Annotated in this window: 21 protein-coding genes and 1 tRNA gene; 15 read left to right on the top strand and 7 right to left on the bottom strand. The window is 71.2% G+C overall.

What is annotated here, in order from left to right; genetic code table 11:
* Positions 1-20: 20 nt before the first annotated feature.
* A complete protein-coding gene (locus OG207_RS20440) occupies positions 21-671 on the top strand; it encodes a hypothetical protein (RefSeq protein WP_030010934.1) in 651 nt (216 codons plus the stop codon).
* 173 nt (positions 672-844) lie between these two features.
* Here the strand turns inward: OG207_RS20440 and OG207_RS20435 are convergent, their stop codons facing one another.
* Positions 845-1591, bottom strand: coding sequence for an SLATT domain-containing protein (locus tag OG207_RS20435; protein ID WP_329099920.1), 747 nt, complete (start codon positions 1589-1591; stop codon positions 845-847).
* Between the two features lie 269 nt (positions 1592-1860).
* Between OG207_RS20435 and OG207_RS20430 the strand changes: the two genes are divergently transcribed.
* The 7 genes from OG207_RS20430 (at position 1861) to OG207_RS20400 (ending at position 7994) form a co-directional block, all read left to right on the top strand.
* Positions 1861-2205, top strand: a complete 345-nt coding sequence (locus tag OG207_RS20430; protein ID WP_094744798.1) for a YbaB/EbfC family nucleoid-associated protein — start codon at positions 1861-1863, stop codon at positions 2203-2205.
* Positions 2206-2244: 39 nt separating this feature from the next.
* Complete coding sequence (gene recR, locus OG207_RS20425; RefSeq protein ID WP_030010802.1) at positions 2245-2844, top strand: recombination mediator RecR; 600 nt, start codon at positions 2245-2247, stop codon at positions 2842-2844.
* On the top strand, positions 2837-3484 hold the full coding sequence (locus OG207_RS20420; protein ID WP_329099919.1) for a DUF5063 domain-containing protein: 648 nt from the start codon (positions 2837-2839) through the stop codon (positions 3482-3484). The genes recR and OG207_RS20420 overlap by 8 nt, the downstream gene beginning before the upstream one ends.
* A 129-nt stretch (positions 3485-3613) precedes the next feature.
* Complete coding sequence (locus OG207_RS20415) at positions 3614-4888, top strand: aspartate kinase (RefSeq protein WP_030755832.1); 1275 nt, start codon at positions 3614-3616, stop codon at positions 4886-4888.
* Positions 4885-5958, top strand: a complete 1074-nt coding sequence (locus OG207_RS20410; protein WP_329099918.1) for an aspartate-semialdehyde dehydrogenase — start codon at positions 4885-4887, stop codon at positions 5956-5958. The genes OG207_RS20415 and OG207_RS20410 overlap by 4 nt, the downstream gene beginning before the upstream one ends.
* A 171-nt stretch (positions 5959-6129) precedes the next feature.
* The gene (locus OG207_RS20405; protein WP_443072721.1) at positions 6130-6912 is read left to right on the top strand and encodes a SigE family RNA polymerase sigma factor; all 783 of its coding nucleotides are present in this window, start codon (positions 6130-6132) and stop codon (positions 6910-6912) included.
* On the top strand, positions 6909-7994 hold the full coding sequence (locus OG207_RS20400; protein WP_329099917.1) for a hypothetical protein: 1086 nt from the start codon (positions 6909-6911) through the stop codon (positions 7992-7994). The genes OG207_RS20405 and OG207_RS20400 overlap by 4 nt, the downstream gene beginning before the upstream one ends.
* Before the next feature lie 94 nt (positions 7995-8088).
* On the opposite strand, the gene OG207_RS20395 is transcribed toward OG207_RS20400, so the two are convergent.
* Together OG207_RS20395 and OG207_RS20390 are read right to left on the bottom strand one after the other, a co-directional pair.
* Positions 8089-8853: an SURF1 family protein gene (locus tag OG207_RS20395; RefSeq protein WP_329099916.1), complete on the bottom strand. Its 765-nt coding sequence runs from the start codon at positions 8851-8853 to the stop codon at positions 8089-8091.
* A gap of 43 nt (positions 8854-8896) precedes the next feature.
* Positions 8897-10702, bottom strand: coding sequence for a S9 family peptidase (locus OG207_RS20390; protein WP_329099915.1), 1806 nt, complete (start codon positions 10700-10702; stop codon positions 8897-8899).
* A gap of 111 nt (positions 10703-10813) precedes the next feature.
* Here OG207_RS20390 and OG207_RS20385 point away from each other — a divergent pair, with 111 nt between their 5' ends.
* From OG207_RS20385 to OG207_RS20365, 5 genes are all read left to right on the top strand, one after another.
* Positions 10814-10981, top strand: a complete 168-nt coding sequence (locus OG207_RS20385) for a hypothetical protein (RefSeq protein WP_301368538.1) — start codon at positions 10814-10816, stop codon at positions 10979-10981.
* Positions 10982-11017: 36 nt separating this feature from the next.
* Positions 11018-12319 carry a cytosine deaminase gene (gene codA / locus OG207_RS20380; RefSeq protein WP_329099914.1) on the top strand — a complete coding sequence of 434 codons (1302 nt, stop codon included), beginning with the start codon at positions 11018-11020 and terminating at the stop codon, positions 12317-12319.
* Positions 12320-12325: 6 nt separating this feature from the next.
* A complete protein-coding gene (locus OG207_RS20375) occupies positions 12326-12922 on the top strand; it encodes an HD domain-containing protein (protein WP_329099913.1) in 597 nt (198 codons plus the stop codon).
* A 70-nt stretch (positions 12923-12992) separates the two neighbouring features.
* Positions 12993-13508 (top strand): DUF5956 family protein, encoded by a 516-nt coding sequence (locus OG207_RS20370; RefSeq protein WP_329099912.1) that lies wholly within the window; start codon positions 12993-12995, stop codon positions 13506-13508.
* Positions 13509-13564: 56 nt separating this feature from the next.
* Positions 13565-13843: a hypothetical protein gene (locus tag OG207_RS20365; RefSeq protein ID WP_189743857.1), complete on the top strand. Its 279-nt coding sequence runs from the start codon at positions 13565-13567 to the stop codon at positions 13841-13843.
* A 36-nt stretch (positions 13844-13879) separates the two neighbouring features.
* Here OG207_RS20365 and OG207_RS20360 read toward each other — a convergent pair whose 3' ends face one another.
* The 3 genes from OG207_RS20360 to OG207_RS20350 form a co-directional block, all read right to left on the bottom strand.
* Positions 13880-14473, bottom strand: a complete 594-nt coding sequence (locus OG207_RS20360; protein ID WP_329099911.1) for a DUF4352 domain-containing protein — start codon at positions 14471-14473, stop codon at positions 13880-13882.
* Positions 14474-14819: 346 nt separating this feature from the next.
* Positions 14820-14893: transfer RNA gene (locus OG207_RS20355), tRNA-Pro, on the bottom strand.
* 248 nt (positions 14894-15141) lie between these two features.
* On the bottom strand, positions 15142-16080 hold the full coding sequence (locus OG207_RS20350) for a metallophosphoesterase (protein ID WP_329099910.1): 939 nt from the start codon (positions 16078-16080) through the stop codon (positions 15142-15144).
* 68 nt (positions 16081-16148) lie between these two features.
* Between OG207_RS20350 and OG207_RS20345 the strand changes: the two genes are divergently transcribed.
* Complete coding sequence (locus OG207_RS20345) at positions 16149-16610, top strand: GatB/YqeY domain-containing protein (protein WP_030009270.1); 462 nt, start codon at positions 16149-16151, stop codon at positions 16608-16610.
* 86 nt (positions 16611-16696) lie between these two features.
* On the opposite strand, the gene OG207_RS20340 is transcribed toward OG207_RS20345, so the two are convergent.
* Positions 16697-19018, bottom strand: coding sequence for a transglycosylase domain-containing protein (locus OG207_RS20340; protein WP_329099909.1), 2322 nt, complete (start codon positions 19016-19018; stop codon positions 16697-16699).
* 385 nt (positions 19019-19403) lie between these two features.
* Between OG207_RS20340 and OG207_RS20335 the strand changes: the two genes are divergently transcribed.
* On the top strand, positions 19404-19754 hold the full coding sequence (locus tag OG207_RS20335; protein WP_030009547.1) for a WhiB family transcriptional regulator: 351 nt from the start codon (positions 19404-19406) through the stop codon (positions 19752-19754).
* Positions 19755-19765: the final 11 nt, after the last annotated feature.

The following is a 19765-nucleotide window of genomic DNA, read 5'->3' as shown; positions in this document are numbered from 1 at the left end:
AACGACTGATCGGAGGCCGAGTGGCCTGTGACCTGTGGCTGGTCCCCCTTGTCGACGTGCTGTGCCACAGCCCCGACAATCCCTTCGCGGAAGAGATCGCCTCGTACGACAGGGCGCTGGGCGCGGCCGGCCTGCCGTCCGTGCCCGTGTTCGCGTACATGCCGGGCCTGAGCGGGGACGTCGCCCCGGTCGCCGGCTTCGACTACGACGCCCTGCACTTCCTGCGGCGGGCGTACATGCTCCAGCTCTGCGGACTGCCCGTGACCCCGGTGGACGAGCTCGGCGGGGACTACGAGCAACTGCTGGAGATGTTCGAGCCCACGGCCCAGCAGTCGCACCTGGTGTGGCACTACGACCACGCCGGGGCCTACGTCCCGGTGGACTTCGCGGCTCCGCTGGCGAACGAGGAGCTGCTGGCCGGTGGCGGGCCGCTGGGGTCCGGGCAGGGGCTGCTGCGGGAGCTGCTGTTCGTGGCCCCCGCCATCGGGATAGACCCGGGGAACCCGCCCGCCGCACCGGCGCCGCCGGGGCGGCCGACGCTGCTGGAGGAGCCGGCGGGGCCGATTCCGTACGACGACAGCCCCTTCGCCCGTGAGCGGCACGTGTGGCTGGGACTGCACGCGGCCGCGACGCGGAGCCTCGGCCAGGGGTCGATGATCATCTTCAGCTGAACGGCGCCGGTGGGCGAGGTACGGGTATGGGTACGGGTCCGGGTCCGCGTACGGTTCCGCTGCGCGGAACCCCGGCCCCCGCCCGTGTCCCGCGGCGGCACCGGCACCGGCCCCCGCCCGTGCCCTCCGGCTCCGCCCGTGCCCCCGCGACCCCCGCTGGACCTGCCCGCGCCTCAGCGCGGCTGCTCCGGCGGCCGCTGCCGGGGCATGTTCGGTCTGGTGCCCGGCGGCAGCGGGAAGCGGGCGGGCGGGACGCTCGCGTCCGGGCGCCCGCCGGGGGCTCCCAGCGACTGCATCACCAGGGGCGCGGGCCCGGCCCGGAACTCCACCATCCAGTCCGCCGTTTCCGAGCGCACCAGCTCGGTGACGTCCTCCGAGAAGCGGCGCAACACGGTCAGGCACCGCTCCGCTGCCTCGCTGGCCGTGCCCTCGGTGGGTCCGAGCACCTCGCGCACGTTCTCCGAGGCCCAGTCGAACTGGAGGGTCTGGAGCCGGCGCTGCACGGCCTGGGCCGTGGCTACGTTCCGCATCCACCCGGACGTCAGCCCGAAGAACCGGTCGCAGGCCAGCGCGGCCGCGCCCAGCAGCAGCGCGAGGTAGCCGTACGTGGAGGCGCCCGGGATCGAGCCCGTCAGCTCCAGCAGCGGCATCGAGGCACCCGTGAGGGCGCCCACGGCCGCCCCGGCGCGCAGCACGCGCGCACCGCGCCGCTTCCAGGCCCGGTCGGACAGGTACCACTCGGCGGTGCGCAGCGCATCGGCCTCGACCCGCCGGTAGAGCTCGTCGAGCCGCTCGGCGGGCTCGCCCCAGTCCCCGAGGGGGAACGGCCGGCCGGTCAGATCGCCCGCCGCCATCGGTCCGCCGCCTTCCTCCCGGGGATCCCGGGGTGGCCCCTCGGGCTGCATCTCCGGCTGGCTCACCCGGCACTCCCTCTGCCTGCGCTGACGTGTGGTGGTGCGCGTGTGCGCAATGATGCGCATGCTCTTCCTACCTTCGATTGACGGGCGATGGGCGACGATTCCCGGGATTTCCGCCCGCAAGGAGGTCTCCATCAGGTACGCGCACGCCTCGTCTCTCACTCGAAAGAGTTGGTCCTCACGGCGTAGGGCGCGGGGCCCGGGGAGCACGTAGGCTCAGATTGACCAGCGTTCCGAAGGTCTCGACGTACAACGTATGGAGTGAGTGCCCTGTGATTCCCGGTGGTGGCCAGCCCAACATGCAGCAGCTGCTCCAGCAGGCCCAGAAGATGCAGCAGGATCTCGCGGCCGCGCAGGAGGAGCTCGCACGGACCGAGGTCGAGGGCCAGGCCGGCGGCGGTCTGGTGAGGGCGACCGTTACCGGATCCGGTGAGCTGCGGGCGCTGGTGATCGACCCGAAGGCCGTGGACCCCGAGGACACGGAGACGCTCGCCGACCTGGTGGTCGCCGCGGTGCAGGCGGCCAACGAGAATGCCCAGGCGCTCCAGCAGCAGAAGCTGGGCCCCCTGGCCCAGGGCCTGGGCGGCGGCAGCGGTATCCCCGGCCTCCCGTTCTAACCCTCCCCCACCCGACGAAAGACGAAAGAAGGCAGTCCGTTGTACGAAGGCGTGGTTCAGGACCTGATCGACGAACTGGGCAGGCTGCCCGGCGTCGGGCCCAAGAGCGCGCAGCGGATCGCCTTCCACATCCTGCAGGCCGAACCCACCGACGTCCGCCGCCTCGCGCACGCGCTGCTGGAGGTCAAGGACAAGGTCCGGTTCTGCGCGGTCTGCGGGAACGTGGCACAGGAGGAGCGGTGCGGCATCTGCCGCGACCCGCGCCGGGACACCACGGTCATCTGTGTCGTCGAGGAGCCGAAGGACGTCGTCGCGATCGAGCGGACGCGCGAGTTCCGGGGGAAGTACCACGTCCTCGGCGGCGCGATCAGCCCGATCGAAGGCGTCGGCCCCGACGACCTGCGCATCCGCGAGCTGTTGGCGCGCCTGGCGGACGGCGAGGTGACCGAGCTGATCCTCGCCACCGACCCGAACCTGGAGGGCGAGGCGACGGCCACCTACCTCGCCCGCATGATCAAGCCCATGGGCCTGAAGGTCACCCGCCTGGCCAGCGGACTCCCCGTCGGGGGAGATCTGGAGTACGCGGACGAGGTCACGCTCGGGCGGGCCTTTGAAGGAAGGCGACTTCTCGATGTCTGACGCAACGCTGCACGCCCTGGGTCAGGATCCGGACGACTTCGCCGTCCAGATCTCGGACCAGATCGAGTCCTTCATCGTCGCGGTCACCGAAGTGGCCAAGGGCGAGGACCCGGACAGCGCGGTGCCCTTCCTCCTCCTGGAGGTGTCCCAGCTGCTGCTGGCGGGCGGTCGGCTGGGCGCGTACCAGGACGTGCTGCCCGACGAGCGCTACGAGCCCGACCTCGGACCGGAGCCGGACGTCGACGAGCTGCGCGAGCGGTTCGCCTACATGCTGGAGCCGGTCGACGTGTACTCGGAGGTCTTCGACCCCTACGAGCCGCGCAAGGCCCCGGTCGCGCACCGGATCTCCGACGACCTGGCCGACGTGGTCGCGGACCTGCGGCACGGGCTGGCGCACTACCGGGCGGGGCGGACCACCGAGGCGCTGTGGTGGTGGCAGTTCTCGTACTTCACCAACTGGGGTCCGACGGCCTCGGCGACCCTGCGCGCACTGCAGTCGCTGGTGGCCCATGTACGTCTGGACCAGCCGCTGGCGGCGCTGGACGGCCTGGACACGGACGAGGACCTGGCCGAGGACGACCTCGCGGAACAGGCCGGAAAGGTGATGGCCGAGGAGCTCGGCGGCCTCGGCCGCACCTGAGCGAACGCAGCGGCCGGACCAGGAACTCATTCTCTGATCTTCTCGTCTCATGATGTGGTACGAGGCGGTCGGATCCCGGTCGCTCGTTACACTGCACCAGCAATGAGACGGACTGAGCGAGGAGCGCACGTGGGCCTTGTCGTGCAGAAGTACGGAGGCTCCTCCGTAGCCGATGCCGAGGGCATCAAGCGCGTCGCCAAGCGGATCGTGGATGCCAAGAAGAACGGCCACCAGGTGGTCGTCGTGGTTTCCGCGATGGGCGACACGACGGACGAGTTGATCGATCTCGCCGAGCAGGTATCGCCGATGCCTGCCGGACGCGAATTCGACATGCTGCTGACCGCCGGGGAGCGGATCTCCATGGCCCTGCTGGCCATGGCGATCAAAAACCTGGGCCACGAGGCCCAGTCGTTCACCGGTAGCCAGGCAGGCGTGATCACCGACTCGGTCCACAACAAAGCGCGCATCATCGATGTCACGCCGGGCCGGATCCGCACCGCGCTGGACGAGGGCAACATCGCCATCGTCGCGGGCTTCCAGGGGGTGTCCGCGGACTCCAAGGACATCACCACCCTCGGCCGGGGCGGCTCGGACACCACCGCCGTCGCGCTCGCCGCGGCGCTGGACGCCGAGGTGTGCGAGATCTACACCGACGTCGACGGCGTCTTCACCGCGGACCCCCGCGTCGTGAAGAAGGCCAAGAAGATCGACTGGATCTCCTCCGAGGACATGCTGGAGCTCGCGGCCTCCGGTTCCAAGGTGCTGCTGCACCGTTGCGTCGAGTACGCGCGCCGCTACAACATTCCGATCCACGTCCGCTCGTCCTTCTCCGGACTGCCGGGCACCTGGGTCAGCAACGAGAATCCGCAAGGGGACGCGCAGGTGGAGCACGCCATCATCTCCGGAGTCGCGCACGACGTCTCCGAAGCCAAGATCACGGTCGTCGGTGTCCCGGACAAGCCGGGCGAGGCCGCGGCGATCTTCCGCGCCATCGCGGACGCCGAGATCAACATCGACATGATCGTGCAGAACGTCTCCGCGGCCTCCACGGGCCTCACGGACATCTCCTTCACGCTCCCCAAGGCCGAGGGTCACAAGGCCATCGAGGCGCTGGAGAAGGCGAAGGGCGCGATCGGCTTCGACTCCCTGCGCTACGACGACCAGATCGGCAAGATCTCCCTGGTCGGCGCGGGCATGAAGACGAACCCGGGCGTCACCGCATCCTTCTTCCAGGCGCTGTCCGACGCGGGCGTGAACATCGAGCTGATCTCGACCTCCGAGATCCGCATCTCGGTCGTCACCCGCCAGGACGACGTCAACGAAGCCGTCCGCGCCGTGCACACGGCCTTCGGCCTCGACTCCGACAGCGCCGAAGCGGTCGTCTACGGAGGCACCGGACGATGACCCGCACCCGGTCCTCCGGCCCGGCACTCGCCGTGGTCGGGGCGACCGGAGCAGTCGGTTCGGTCCTGCTCCAGATGCTGTCCCAGCGGGCCGACGTCTGGGGCGAGATCCGCCTGATCGCCTCCGCGCGCTCGGCCGGCCGCATGCTGGCCGTCCGCGCGGAGGAGACCGAGGTGATCGCCCTCACCGAGGACGCCTTCGACGGCCTCGGACCGGGCGACGTCGCCCTCTTCCTCACCCCGGCCGACGTCTCGGCCCGGTGGGCCCCCGTGGTCACCACGCGCGGCTCGGTCGTCATCGACCTGTCCGCCGCCTTCCGGGAGGACCCCGAGGTCCCGTTGGTCGTGCCCGAGGTCAACGGGCACGCCGCACGGATCCGGCCGCGCGGGATCATCGCCGGCCCGGACTGCGTGACCGCCACCATGATCGCGGCCCTGGGCGCGCTGCACTCCGAGTACTCCCTCTGCGACCTGGTCGTCTCCTCGTACCAGGCCGCGAGCGCCGCCGGTCGGGCCGGTTCCGAGGTGCTGCGCCGCCAGCAGTCGCTGGTCGCCGGGACCTCCCTGGGCGAGCAGCCCGGTGACGTCCGCCGTGCCGTGGGCGAGGACACCGGCCCCTTCGCGGCCCCGCTCGCCCTCAACGTCGTGCCCTGGTCGGGCGAGCTGCGCGCGGACGGCTGGTCCTCGCACGAGCTGGCGGTACGCGGGGAGACGCGCCGGATCCTGGAGCTGGAGCAGCTCCCGGTGTCGGTGACCTGCGTCCAGGTGCCCGTGCTGACCGGGCATTCGCTGACGGTGCGGGCCCGCTTCGAGCGCGAGGTGGAGGCCGTGCACGCCCGGGAGATCCTGGAGGCCGCGCCCGGCGTGGTGCTCGTGGACGACCCGGCGGCCGGGGAGTTCCCCACCCCCGTGGACGCCGCCGGGACGGATCCTGCTTGGGTGGGGCGGGTGCGGGCCTCGCTCGACGACCGTCACGCCCTGGAGTTCTTCGTGTGCGCCGACAATCTCCGCAAGGGCGCAGCGCTGAATGCCACACAGATTGCGGAACTGATCGCAGGTGAATTTGCGTAATTCGCTTTGTAGGATCGGTGCTGATCCCTTGATCAAGGTGATGGCCCGACTGCCGTCTCGATAAAGACGGGGCAATCGGGAAGAGCGGGTGCGCATGAGGGCAATAGGGATTTTGCTGGTGAGGCCGCCTCGCGCGTACAACCCTGATGGGGGGACGCGTGTCCAACCGGCGTGGCAGACACACTGCTCGACCCGGCCGTCCGGCCGGCGCAGATCGGGATCATCCCGTCGCGCCGGGGTCCTCGCACGCCCGGTGGCGGTTTTCCCGTGATCGTTCCCGTCCCGCCGGCGGGGCCCCCAGCGGGACCGTCGGCCGCGCCCGCGCGGACCTCCGTACCGATCCGGGGCGGTCTCGTGCCCGCGCCGCGCGACAGCGCTGAGACGGACGGGAGCAGCAAGAGCGAGGCGGTCGAGACGGCTGAGGCAGCCGAGACGGCCGAGACGGCCGAGGTGGTGGCCGGCACCACCGTCGACCACCTCACCGCGACCTACCAGGCGCACTACCGCTCGCTCCTGGGCCTGGCAGCGCTGCTCCTCGACGACACCGCCTCCTGCGAGGACGTGGTCCAAGAGGCCTTCATCCGGGTGCACTCCGCCCGGAACCGGGTCCGCGACCGGGAGAAGACCCTGGCGTACCTGCGCCAGACCGTCGTGAACCTCTCGCGGTCCGCACTGCGCCGCCGCATCCTCGGCCTCAAGCTGCTCTCGAAGCCGATGCCGGACATGGCCAGCGCCGAAGAGGGCGCGTACGACCAGCTGGAGCGGGACGATCTGATCAGGGCGATGCGCGGACTGCAACGCCGCCAGCGCGAGGTGCTGGTACTGCGCTACTTCGCCGACATGACGGAGGCCCAGGTCGCCGAGACGCTCGGCATATCGCTCGGTTCGGTGAAGGCGTACGGATCGCGGGGCATTGCCGCGCTGCGGGTGGCGATGGAGGCTGCGCAGTCATGATGGACGACCACACACCGCCGGGCGGGGCGAGCGGGGAAGAAGAACTGCGCGTCCTCCTGCGCGGGGCCGTCGAGGGCCTGCAGCCCTCCGCGGACGCGCTGGAGCGACTGCGCGACGCCGTCCCCGCGCGCCGGACCCGCAACCGCCGGGCCGCCCTCGTCGGCGCCGCCGCGGCCGTGCTGCTCGCCGGGACGGCGATCCCGGCCGCACTGCACCTGTCCGCTGCCGAGGGCGCGGCCCCGGACCACCCGGCGATGGCCGGGCACAGCGAGTCCACGGGCGACAAGCACGACTCGCCGGCCTCCAACCCGCACCAGAACGGCTTCGGTTCCCTGCCGAGGGCGACCGACCCCTTCGGTGAGGTTCCGTCCGCGGGCGGGGGCACCGGGCAGCCGAACGCCACGGCGGGCCCGTCGGCGAACGGTCTGACGGTAGGCCCGTCGGGCGCCGGGACCTCCGCCGGACCGGCCGGTACCGGCGGCTCGGCGGCGGGCTCGGGCCCGCTGCCGCCGGTCGCGGCGCCGGGAGTGCCCGGGTGCGGAGCGGACCAGCTCGGGGTGGTGGGTTCGGCCCGGGCCCCGGAGACCGACGGCAGGGTGTACGGCAGCTTCCGGGTCACCAACGTCTCGGCGCAGGGCTGCTCGGTCAACGGACAGGACACGCTGACGGCGGCCGCGGCGCCCGGTACCGGGGCCGGCACGGGCCCCGGGGTCGCCGTGGTCGGCCACACGGCGGGCGATCCGGCGACCGGCCTGCTGCCCGACCCGGCGGCGGCGGCTCCGGCGCTGGTGCTCCCCCCGAACACGGCGTACGAGGTCCGCTTCGCGTGGGTGCCGTCGGGGCGGACCTGCGCACCGGCGAACACGGACACGGGCGCGAAGTCCCCGCAGACCGAGCCGGCGGGCGCCGCGGGCGGCACGGGGAGCGGACCGGCCGTCGAACCGCAGGCGGGCGCCTCCCCGGCCCCGGGCGGCGTGGCCGTCTCGCACACCCCGCAGTCGGGCGCCACGACCACGCGGACGACGATCCCCGAGGCCTGCGGCGGAACGGTCTACCGGACGGGCGCGATCCCGCTGTCCTAGCGAGACGCTGCTCGGGGCGTGCCGCGAGACGCTGCCCCGGGACGCCGCCCGGAGACGCCGCCCGGAGACGCCGTCCCGGACGGGGACGGCAGGGCTAGCGCGCGGCGGGCTCCAGCAGGCCCGCCTCGGCGTCGCGGATGGTCTCCACCTCGCGACGGTAGAGCCGGAACCACATGAAGAGCACGAAGGCGACGAAGACGAACCACTCGCCGGTGTAGCCGAGGTTCTGGAAGGCCTTCAGGTCGAGCCCGGTGTTGGTGGGCGCCTGCGCGGGCACCGGAACCATGCCCTCCGACGGGGTCTGCACGGTCAGCCAGGCGTCGTACAGGTCGTACGGGACGATGTTGACCAGCGAGGCCGCGCTGATCACCCCGAGCTGCCCGGCCGGCAGCCCGCCCTGGGAGTGGACCCCCTTCGTGCCGGCGTTCTCCGAGGCCTGCAGCGCGCCGCTGACCTCGACCCGGCCGGTCGGCGGGACCGGCGCCTTCGCGGGATCCGCGACCCCCGGCAGCCAGCCCCGGACCACCGGGACGGACTTGCCGGAGTCGGTCTTCAACAGCGTCAGCACGTAGAACCCGGACCGACCGTCCAGCCGTCGCTCGGGCACCAGCAGCTGATCGCCGTACTCCCCGGCCGTGGAGGCCAGCCGTCCGGAGGTCGTCTTGTCGACCGGAAGCAGCGAGTCCAGGGGTGCGGCCACCTGGTCGACCGGCCGCTCCGCGCCCGCTTCCCGGTGGCTGTCGACGCGGTCCTCGAACCGGCCGAGCTGCCACGACCCCATGAACAGGCAGAAGGGAACGGCGAGCGCGACGAAGACGTTGATCCCCCACCAGCGCGGGGTCAGGAGAAACCGGTGCACCCCACCACCGTACGGGGGGTGCACCGGTCGCCCTCCCGCAGGGTCAGTGCGGCAGGTGCTTCAGCGCGAACTCCAACTCCATCCGGACCTGCTTGATCCGCTCCTCCACCACCAGCGAACCGTGACCGGCGTCGTACCGGTACACCTCGTGCACCGCCCCGCGCGCGGCGAGTCGGTCCACGTAGTTGTCGATCTGGCGGATCGGGCAGCGCGGGTCGTTCACGCCGGCCGCGATGTGGACCGGCGCCCGCACGGCGTCCACGTACGTCAGCGGCGAGGACGCCTCGAAGCGGTCCGGGACCTCCTCCGGCGTACCGCCGAAAAGGGTGCGGTCCAGTGCTTTCAACGCCTCCATCTCGTCGTGGTACGCCGTCACGTAGTCCGCGACCGGTACGGCGGCCAGGCCCACGGCCCAGGCTCCGGGCTGCGTGCCCAGGCCCAGCAGCGTCAGGTACCCGCCCCAGGAACCGCCCGACAGCACCGTGCGGGCCGGGTCCGCGAGGCCGGAGGCGACCGCCCACTCCCGGACCGCCGCGATGTCCTCCAGCTCGATCAGCCCGACCCGGTGCTTGAGGGCGTCGGTCCACTCGCGGCCGTACCCCGTCGAGCCGCGGTAGTTGACCCGCACCACGGCGAAGCCGTGGTCCAGCCAGGCCGCCGGGGCCGACGCGAAGGAGTCGCTGTCGTGCCAGGTCGGCCCACCGTGGATCTCGAAGACCGTCGGGAAGGGGCCCTCGCCGTGGCCCGTCGGCCGCTGCGCGAGCGCGTGGATCCGCCCGCCCGGGCCCTCCACCCACACGTCCTCGACCGGTACCGAGCCGGGCGCCCGGAAACCGGGCGGGTCCAGGACGATCCCGCCCGCGGTGGACCGTACCGCCGAGGGCTCGGCGGCCGAGGACCACAGGTACTCCACCGTCCCGTCGGGGCGCGCGGTGGCCCCCGACACCGACCCCGCGGGCGTGTCCACGCGTACGAGCTCCCGAGCGGCCAGGTCGTAGCGCCACAGCTCGCTGCGCGCCTCGAAGCTGTGCGCGACCAGCAGCGCGGACCCGTCCGGGTACCACTCGGCGCTGACGTCGCCCGGCAGGTCGATCGCGAGCTCCTGCTCGGCGCCGGTGGCCACGTCCCACACCATCGGCTCCCAGCGGCCGCGCCGCTGGTGGCCGACGAGCAGCCGGGTGTCACCCGCGACCGGCGCGAAACCGAGGACCTCCAGGCCCAGCTCCTTCGACCCGCCCAGGGAATCGTCCAGCTCGGCGACGGTGGTCCCGTCCAAGGTCAGGACGCGCAGGGCGGAGTGCATCGCGTCGCCGTGCTCGGTGTGCTCGACGGCCACCAGCGTTCCGTCGCGGGACAGGTCGCCGACGCCGGCCGACTCCCGGTGCCGGTAGATCACGGTGGGCGCGGAGCCGTCCGGCCGGACCACGTGGACCGTCGAGCCGTCCTCGTCGGTGCAGCGCCCCACGACGGCCGTCCCGTCCCGCCCGATGGCCAGCCCGGCGGGGTACGAGGGCTCCAGGCCCGGGGTGGCCGGCTCGTCGGGGCCGCCCCCGAAGGGCTGGCGCAGCCACGTGCCGAACTCGTCGCCGTCGGTGTCGGAGAACCACCAGATCCACTCGCCGTCGGGGGAGAGGGTTCCGTCGGTGGTGCCGTTGGGGCGGTCCGTGGCCTGCCGCTGCTCGCCGGTGGCGCGGTCCCACGCGTAGAGCTCGTAGGTCCCGGTCGCGTTGGACACGAAGAGCGAACGGTCCGGGGCGTCCTCGGCCCAGTCGGGGAGCCCGACGCGCGGAGCCCGGAACCGCTTCTCCCAGTCGGGCATGTCGGGGGTCATCTCACTGTCGCTGGTCATGAGCCCCATTGTGTCCGCAGCGGTCCGGGAGCAGCGCTCCCCGGGATGCCGACCGCTCGGAACGGGCGCACAGTGGAACGCGTCGGCCGTTCCGTCCGAGGAGGAACGATCATGGCCAAGAAGGCCCGCACCGGCCACCACAGCCACCAGGACTCCGAGCGCGCGCTGGCCAAGAACACGGCCGCCGAGGCCCGTGCCAAGGCCGCGGTCCGGGACGTCCACAGCACCGCCGCGAAGACGCGCGGCATGCAGCAGAAGGCCCAGGCCAAGCGCGGCTAGACCCGCTCCGGCGAAGGGGCTGTCTAGGCTGGCGCCATGCGGATGATCGTCCGGGGCGCCCGGCTGCTGCACACCCACGGCCTGTCCGACGTCGAGGTCGCGGAGGACGGCCGCATCGCGCGGGTCATTCCGTACGACGATCAGAAGGAACCACCGGTCACCGGCATCCTCATCGAGGCCCACGGCGGCCTGCTCGCGCCCCCCTTCGTCGAGCCGCACATCCACCTCGACACGGCGCTGACCGTTGGCGAGCCCCGCCCCAACGCCTCCGGCACCCTCTGGGAGGGCATCGCCTGCTGGAGCGAACGCAAACGGACCCTGACCCGCGCGGACGTGGTCGCGCGGGCCACCGAGGTGCTGCGCTGGCAGGCCGCCCACGGGGTGCTGCACGTGCGGACCCACTGCGACGTCACCGACCCGGACCTCACCGCGCTCGAGGCGCTGCTGGAGGTGCGCGACCGGGTGCGGGACTTCATGACCCTGCAGATCGTGGCCTTCCCGCAGGAGGGCATCGTCTCCTTCCCGGGCGGCGAGGGGCTGATGCGCGAGGCCGTCGCCCGCGGGGCGGACGTCGTCGGTGCGATCCCGCACTTCGAGGACACCCGTGAGGACGGCCTCGCCTCGCTGCGCACGGCCTTCGCGCTGGCCGAGGAGCACGGCCTGCGGGTGGACGCGCACTGCGACGAGATCGACGACGAGCAGTCCCGCTTCGTGGAGGTGCTGGCCACCCTCGCCCTGCGCTCGGGACTGCGCGGGCGCGCCACCGCCTCGCACACGACGGCCATGGGCTCCTACAACGGCGCGTACAGCTTCAAACTCCAGCGCCTGCTCGCCCGCTCCGGCATCAACCTGGTCTCCAACCCCTTCGCCAACCTGGGCCTCCAGGGCCGCTTCGACGCCTATCCCAAACGGCGCGGACTCACCCAGGTCAAGGAGATGCTGGCGGCCGGGGTCAACGTCGCCTTCGGCCACGACGACGTGATGGACCCCTGGAACGCGCTGGGCACCGCCAACCCGCTGCAGACCGCCCTCGTCGGGCTGTACGCCGCCCAGCTCACCGGCGCCGACGAGATCCCGCTGGCCTTCTCGATGGTGACGGAGCGCGCGGCGCGGGTGCTCGGCCTCGCCGAGACGGAGTACGGCATCACCGCGGGTGCCCCCGCCTCCTTCGTGTTGCTCCCGGCCCCGTCGCCCGAGGAGGCGATCCGCCGCCAGGTCCGCCCGCGGTACGTCGTCTCGCGCGGGACCGTCCTCGCCGAGACCCCGCCCGCCCCGACCCGGCTGAACTGGCCGGGGGAGCCCCCGTCCGAGATCGACTTCAGCCGCCGCCTACGCTGACGCCCCATGAAGACGTGGACACTTGACACCGCATCGGCCCGCGCCGCCCACGAGATCGCCGCGGAGTACGCGGACCCGACCCTGCTGAACCACTCGGTCCGCTCCTACGCCTTCGGCGCCCGGTACGCGGAGCAGCACGGGCTGGCGTACGACGCGGAACTCCTCTACGTCAGCGCCCTGCTGCACGATCTGGGTCTGACCGCCCCCTTCGACAGCCACACCCTGCCCTTCGAGGAGGCGGGCGGTCATGTCGCGCGCGTCCTGACGGCGGGCCTGGGCTGGCCGGCGGCCCGCCGGGCGCGCGCCGAGGAGGTCATCGTCCTGCACATGCGGGACGACGTGAGCGCGGCCGAGGACGTGGAGAGCCACCTGCTGCAGGTCGGGACGAGCGCGGACGTCTCGGGCCTGCGCGTCGCCGAGTTCGATCCCGCCTTCACGGCCGACCTGCTCGCCGCCTACCCCCGGGGCGACTTCGGCGCCGCGTTCCTCGCACTGGTCCAGGACCAGGCCGCCCGCAAGCCCGACTGCGCGGCAGCCGCGTACGTGGCCGGCGGCGCGGTCAACCGGATCGCCGCGAACCCGCTGGAGCGGATGCGGTCGTAGGGGGTGCCACGGGGGCTTCGCACCGCTGCGGGTCACGCACATCAGTCACCGTGTCGGATAACGTGCCCGCATGTCGTGGGACGAGGACGGAACGCCGCACCCGCTCGCACTGCGCCGCACCGGCCGCAGCGAACTGGAGCCGGACCGGCTGCCCGAGATGCGGGAGCTGGAGGTGCTCGGCTGGGAGCCGGCCCCCGAGGACCTGCGCTGGGTGTTCCTCCCGTACGTCTGGCCCCCCGCGGACCGCACCTGGATCCCCGACCGGTCCACCCACTGGGCGGTGGACACCGCCCTCGACGGCCACGGCCACATCACCGGCGTGGAGTGCGCCCCGCTGCCCGAGCCCGACCTCCGGGACCTCGACCGCGAGGCCGACGACGCCCTCGCCGGGCTCGGGCTCCCGCCCCGCCCGCGGGGGCGCCTGTGGCTGCTGCGCCCGGTCGGCCCCTTCACCACCCTCGACGCGCTCCTCGACCACCTCGACGGCCTGGCCGTGGCACGGGCCGTGGAGGCCCGGCCCTCCGCGGCCTTCCTCGCCCTGGCCCGGGCCGAACTCGCCGCACTCGCCACCCCCGAGGAGCGGTGAGGTGCGGAGGGTGTGGCTACGCTTGTCGTGAGGGGGTACCGCAGGGAGGCGAGCTCATGGGTCGGCGCCATCACTTCCACATCGACCACGACGGGCATTCGGTCAGCGCCACGGTCCAGACCGGGCACACCGCCGTCGTGGAGGTACTGGTCGACGGCAAGGAGACCGGACACGCCACGACGCACGACGACCACCCCGTGACCGTGCACGTCGAGCTGCCGACGGATCCACCGACGCAGGTCTCCGTCCGCGCGACACCCGGGCCGGGCGTCCCCCGCTGCATCTTCGAGGCCCCGGCCATCGAGCCGCACATCATGTCCCCCCGCCCCTACTGACGGCGGCGGGTGAGGTGGTGCGTCGGCCCGCGGGCGTCAGGGCAGGTCGGCCCGCACGGCCTTGCCGATCAGGCCGTCCGTGTACGTCACGGTCTTCGCGGTGAACGATCCCTTGCCGGTGATCGTGCCGGTCACGTTCTCGCCCGGGGCGAGCTCCACCGTGGCGATCTGGTTCTCGTCGGCCCCGAGTTCGGCCGTGTGCTTGGTGCCGTTCGTATCGGTGATCGCGAAGTAGAGCGGGTTCACGTCGATCGCGTCGGTGCTGTTGTTCGTGATCGTGACCGACACGCTCGTGTAGTCATCGTCCCCCGCGATGACGCTCTTCTTGAACTGCGTCTTCTTCGCCGCCACCTCGACCGCGGCCTTCTTCTCCGGCGCGGCGGACGACGGCTTGGCACCGGGCGCGTCCGCCGGCGCCGCGGCGGCTGGCGGCGAAGGTTCCTTCGCCGTCTTGTCGCCGCTCCCACCGCCGAGGACCGCCCCGACGACGGCGAGGAGCACGATTAACCCCACGATGCCCAGACAGGAGAATCCGACGATCTTTCCCGCGCTGGACTTCTGTGGCTGCTGCGGGGGCGGATAGCCGATCCCGGGCTGGGGCTGACCGGGCGCCGGAAACTGCTGAGACATGGGAAACCCCCAGGACGACGGGTACGAATCCGGCCACCGTAGGGGGATCTGTGCGCACAGGTGCGACAATGTTCAAACCGTAATAATCGAACATTTAATCATCTTCGGCTGGGTGCCGGGAACCCCGGCGCAATCAGCTCGCGAAGGCTACTGGCGGACTTCGTCTGCGATGCCCAGTCGCGCGGCGACCGCCGGTCGACGACCGCGACTTGCCGGCGCTCGTGCAGGCAGCCACGCGCTGGAAGTAGACCGGGATCTCCGGGCTGACTCTTCAGAGAAGTCTCCGGAAACCACTCAGGGGCCTGATCCACTGAGTGGATCAGGCCCCTGAACTGGTCTTACGAAGTCGGGGTGGCGGGATTTGAACCCACGACCTCTTCGTCCCGAACGAAGCGCGCTGCCAAGCTGCGCTACACCCCGATCGCCGCCTTGCAGCACTTGCTGTCCTGGCGACATCGATTACTTTAGCGGACCTCTCGCCGGAGACGAAATCCGGTTTTCGCGGAGTGGCCGCGGGCCCGGGGGAGGCCGTCGGGCGGAAGCGGTCCGACGTGACCAGGGCGAGGCCGAGTGCGGGCAAGGCCGCGCCCAGGACCAGCATGTTCAGGATCGTGTGGGCACGGCCGTACCGGGACGGGGCGCGACGGGGTGGTCATCCCCGCAACGTGTTACCCCTTCGCGGTCAGCGTCAGGAGCGTCGCCTCCGGCGGGCACGCGAAGCGGACCGGAGTGAACCGGTTGGTGCCGCAGCCGGCCGAGACGTGCAGGTACGCGCGGTTGCCCGCCGCCTCGTGCGTGGAGAGCCCCTTCACCCGCTTCGTGTCGAGGTCGCAGTTGGTGACGAGCGCCCCGTAGAAGGGGATGCACAGCTGTCCGCCGTGGGTGTGGCCCGCCAGGATCAGCGGGTACCGGTCGGTCGTGAAGGACTCCAGGACGCGCAGGTACGGGGCGTGCACCACCGCCATCGAGAAGTCCGCGTCCGCCTCCGGGCCGCCGGCGACGCTCGCGTAGCGGTCCCGCTTGATGTGCGGGTCGTCGAGCCCGGTGAAGGCCAGCTCCAGGCCGTCCAACTTCAGCCGGGCCCGGGTGTTGGTGAGGTTCAGCCAGCCGGCCGCGTCGAAGGCGTCCCGCATCTCCTCCCACGGGTTGTGGACGGCGCCGACGACCGGCTTGTTGCCGTTCAACCCGTGCCGGCCCTGGGTCCGCTCGATCAGGTAGCGCCCCGGGTTGCGCAGCCGCGGCCCGTAGTAGTCGTTGGACCCGAAGACGTACACGCCCGGGAAGGACATCAGGGGGCCCAGCGCGTCGAGCAGCTCGGGGATGCCCTCGGTGTCGGAGAGGTTGTCGCCGGTGTTCACGACGAAGTCGGGGCGCAGGCCGGCCAAGGACTGCAGCCAGGCACGTTTCTTGCGCTGTCCGCCGACCATGTGGATGTCGGACACCTGGAGCACGCGCAGCGGGCGCATCCCCTGGGGAAGGACAGGCACCGTGACCCGGCGCAGGCGGAAGGACCGCGCCTCGAAACCGGCGGCATAGGCCACACCTGCGGCCCCCACCGCAGCGATTCCGGCAGCCGCCTTCAGGGGTACTCCGTAACGCGCACGCATGGACCCATCGTCGCAGACCCGCAAAACAGATGAGCGCCACTGCCCCCGCACCTGGCAGACTCACCTGCATGACCACGCTCAAGGCCAAGCTCCAGGAAGACCTCACGACCGCCATCAGGGCGCGCGACGAGCTCCACTCGTCCACGCTGCGCCTGACCCTCTCCGCCATCACCAAGGAGGAGGTCGCGGGCAAGGAAGCGCGCGTGCTCTCCGACGAGGAAGTCCTCAAGGTGATCGCCAAGGAGGCGAAGAAGCGCCGCGAGGCCGCGGAGGCCTTCGCCCAGGGCGGCCGTCCCGAGCAGGCCGCGCGCGAGACCGCGGAGGGCGAGTTCCTCGACACGTACCTGCCCAAGCAGCTCAGCGACGACGAGCTCGTGGCGATCGTGGCGGCGGCCGTCGAGGAGGCCAAGGCCGCGGGTGCCGAGGGGCCGCGTGCCATGGGCGCCGTCATGAAGATCGTGAACCCGAAGGTCGCCGGGCTGGCGGAGGGCGGGCGCGTCGCCGCCGTCGTCAAGCAGCAGCTCTCGTAGGACCGCGAAGCGGAAAAAGGGGGAGGGCCCCGGCCGGTGTCGGCCGGGGCCCTCCCCCTTTTTCCGCTCCTGCTGCGGGCCGACCGCTACTGGTCGTCCCGGCCGCCGATCAAGCCCTCGGTCAGTCCGGGGAACGGGGGCTGCGGCTGGACGTCACCGGTGGCTCCCGTGGCTCCTGTGCCGCCCCCGTTGGCGCCGCCGTTGTTCCCGCCGTTGTTGCCGCCGGTCTGACCGCCGGGACGGCCGCCGGGCTTGCCGTCACCGCCGGGCTTGCCGGGCCGGGTCGGGGTCGTGGACGGCTTGTTGCCGCGCGGGCCGCCGGAGGGGACGGTCGGCTCCGGGATGCCGACCGTGACGAAGTTCCCCGACTCGCGGCCGGAGAGCGCGCCGCTGACCGCGTCCTTCCAGATCGGGCCGGGCAGACCGCCACCGAAGACCTTGTCGAAGGGCCTGCCGCCGATCACGATGTTCTCCATCGTGATCTTCTTCGCGCCGCCGGAGCCGACCCACACGGCGCCGGAGACGTTCGGCGTGTAGCCGACGAACCAGGCGTTGTAACGGGAGTCCGTCGTACCGGTCTTGCCGGCGCTGTCGCGGTCGCTGAGACCGGCCCGCTCACCGGTACCGGAGTCAACCACTCCGCGCAGCAGGGTGTTGATGGTGTCGGCCGTCTCGGTGGACATCGCCCGGTCACACTTGGACTTCGGCACGGCGAGCGCCTTGCCGTGTGCGTCGGTGATCGACTCGATGGCGACGGGCGTGCAGAAGACACCGCGGTTGGCGAAGGTCGCGTACGCGTTGGCCATCGTCAGCGGGGAGAGCTCCGCGGAGCCGAGCGCGATCGACGGGGCTTCGGGGAGCTTGGAGCCGTCGGCCGGGACCACGCCGAGCTTCTGCGTCATCTCCGTCACCGGGCAGAGGCCGATCTCGCCGATCATCTCGACGAAGTACGTGTTGATGGACTTCTCCATCGCCGTCCGCAGCGCGTACGGGCCGATCTCGTCCTCGGTCTCGTTCTTCGCCGTCTGGATCTTGCCGTCGATCGGCAGGTTCAGCCACTGCGTGCCGTCGCACTTGGAGATCGGCGTCGGATAGTCGATCTTGTTCGGCGCCTGGTACACCTTGGTCGGCGGCATGCCCCGCTCTATGGCGGCCGCCGCGATGAACGGCTTGAAGGTCGAGCCGACCTGGAAGCCGAAGTTCGAGCCGCCCATCCGCTTGTCCACGGAGTAGTTGATCTGCGTCTCGTTCTTCCCGAAGCCGTACGGCTTGGACTGCCCCATCGCCAGCACCCGGCCGGTGCCCGGCTGGACCATGGTCACGGCCGTCGCGATCGAGTCCTCCTGGTAGACGTGGTCCTTGATCGACTCGTTGGCCGCGTCCTGTGACTGGGGGTCCAGGGTGGTGCGTACCGTCAGGCCGCCCTGGTTCCAGATCTTCGCCCGCTCCTCGCGCGTCTTGCCGAAGGCCGGGTCCGTCAGGAAGGAGTTGCGCACGTAGTCGCAGAAGAAGCCCGCGCCCTTGACGGCGGTGATGCAACCGTTCTTCGGCTTGGTCACCTTGAGGGTGACCGGCTTGGCCTTCGCCGCGTCCGCCTCCGCCTGCGAGACGTCCTTGGTGTCGGCCATCCGCTGCAGGACGATGTTGCGGCGCTTCGTGGCCTCCTGGGCGTCGTTCACCGGGTCGTACCGGCTCGGCGACTGCACGACGCCCGCGAGCAGCGCGGACTCCTCCAGCGTCAGGTCCTTGGCCGGCTTGCTGAAGTAGCGCTGGGCGGCGGATTCGATTCCGTACGCCTGCTGCCCGAAGTAAGTGATGTTGAGGTAGTTCTCGAGGATCTTCTTCTTCCCGAGCTCCTCCTCGACCTGGATCGAGTACTTCAGCTCGCGGATCTTGCGGCCGAGGCTCTTCTCCTGGGCCTCGCGCACCTTGGTCTCGTCGTCACCGGCCTCTTCGACGAACACGTTCTTCACGTACTGCTGGGTGAGGGTGGAGGCGCCCTGTGCGGCGCCGCCCTCCTGTGCGTTGCGGTTGACCGCGCGCAGGATGCCCTTGAGGTCGACCGCACCGTGCTCGTAGAAACGCGAGTCCTCGATGGCGACGATCGCCTTCTGCATGTACGGGGAGATCGCCGTGAGCGGGACCACCTGACGGTCGCGCGAATAGATGGTGGCGATCGGGCCACCCTCGGCGTCCAGAATCGTGGTCCGCTGGCTCAGCGGCGGAGTCTTGAGATTGGCCGGGATCTCATCGAATCCCTCGACCGTCCCCTTGGCCGCCAGGCCCAGGGCGCCTGCGGCCGGAATCGCCATGCCGGCCAGTACAACCCCGGAGAGGACGGACACTCCGAGGAACTTGGCGGCCTGCTGGCTCCCCGTGAGCCCGCCGCCCGAGCGCTTCTTTCCCATAGGGGGCAGCCTACGTTCTCATTCGCCGGACACATGCGAATGCCTTGGCCTAAGCTGTCCCCAACTGTCACAGCAGTGTGGTGCGACATCAACCCCTCGGCTTGATTTTCACCCTTCCCGAACGGGGTGGACGTATGTCCGAATCTTGCCCCTCTGCTGAAGCCGAACCGACGATTACACCCGAATTGCCGCAATGGCCGGGCATGTCGCCGGATCACTCCGTCGGGTGATCTGCCGCTTACCCATAGTCCGTTCGGACCATTCAAGATTGGGCCCGTCGGGGGTGTTGCACTGTGCTCGCCTTCCGTAACGTCCTCAACTGGCAGCGGTGAATATGCCGCTACCGCCGTGGGGGAGCCTCGATTCGGGAGAGGACGGCGCCGGGATGGGCTGGGTTACCGACTGGAGTGCGCAGGCAGCCTGCCGCACTACCGATCCGGATGAACTATTCGTTCAAGGAGCGGCACAGAACAGGGCCAAGGCGGTGTGCACCGGATGTCCGGTGCGGACCGAGTGCCTGGCCGACGCGCTCGACAATCGTGTCGAGTTCGGCGTATGGGGCGGAATGACCGAGCGGGAACGACGTGCGCTGCTGCGCCGGCGTCCCACCGTCACCTCGTGGCGACGGCTGCTCGAAACCGCACGTACGGAGTACGAGCGCAGTACGGGCATCCTCACCATGGATGCAGACGCGGAGATCGACGTGTCGTACGAGACGTACGCGGCAGCCGGGTAGACCACGCGGCC

Origin of the sequence: Streptomyces sp. NBC_01439 (assembly GCF_036227605.1) — a bacterium.
GTDB lineage: Bacteria > Actinomycetota > Actinomycetes > Streptomycetales > Streptomycetaceae > Streptomyces.
The sequence above is the reverse complement of the archived record's forward strand: the minus strand, read 5'-3'. Positions and strand labels throughout refer to the sequence as shown.

Coding starts and splice junctions, on each gene's coding strand:
- OG207_RS20340 (WP_329099909.1), bottom strand. CDS start 19,018: ATGGGAAAGAAGCGCTCGGGCGGCGGGCTCACGGGGAGCCAGCAGGCC.
- OG207_RS20375 (WP_329099913.1), top strand. CDS start 12,326: ATGAAGACGTGGACACTTGACACCGCATCGGCCCGCGCCGCCCACGAG.
- OG207_RS20385 (WP_301368538.1), top strand. CDS start 10,814: ATGGCCAAGAAGGCCCGCACCGGCCACCACAGCCACCAGGACTCCGAG.
- OG207_RS20390 (WP_329099915.1), bottom strand. CDS start 10,702: ATGACCAGCGACAGTGAGATGACCCCCGACATGCCCGACTGGGAGAAG.
- OG207_RS20400 (WP_329099917.1), top strand. CDS start 6,909: ATGATGGACGACCACACACCGCCGGGCGGGGCGAGCGGGGAAGAAGAA.
- OG207_RS20420 (WP_329099919.1), top strand. CDS start 2,837: ATGTCTGACGCAACGCTGCACGCCCTGGGTCAGGATCCGGACGACTTC.
- OG207_RS20350 (WP_329099910.1), bottom strand. CDS start 16,080: ATGCGTGCGCGTTACGGAGTACCCCTGAAGGCGGCTGCCGGAATCGCT.
- OG207_RS20335 (WP_030009547.1), top strand. CDS start 19,404: ATGGGCTGGGTTACCGACTGGAGTGCGCAGGCAGCCTGCCGCACTACC.
- OG207_RS20365 (WP_189743857.1), top strand. CDS start 13,565: ATGGGTCGGCGCCATCACTTCCACATCGACCACGACGGGCATTCGGTC.
- codA (WP_329099914.1), top strand. CDS start 11,018: ATGCGGATGATCGTCCGGGGCGCCCGGCTGCTGCACACCCACGGCCTG.
- OG207_RS20360 (WP_329099911.1), bottom strand. CDS start 14,473: ATGTCTCAGCAGTTTCCGGCGCCCGGTCAGCCCCAGCCCGGGATCGGC.
- OG207_RS20370 (WP_329099912.1), top strand. CDS start 12,993: ATGTCGTGGGACGAGGACGGAACGCCGCACCCGCTCGCACTGCGCCGC.
- OG207_RS20345 (WP_030009270.1), top strand. CDS start 16,149: ATGACCACGCTCAAGGCCAAGCTCCAGGAAGACCTCACGACCGCCATC.
- OG207_RS20410 (WP_329099918.1), top strand. CDS start 4,885: ATGACCCGCACCCGGTCCTCCGGCCCGGCACTCGCCGTGGTCGGGGCG.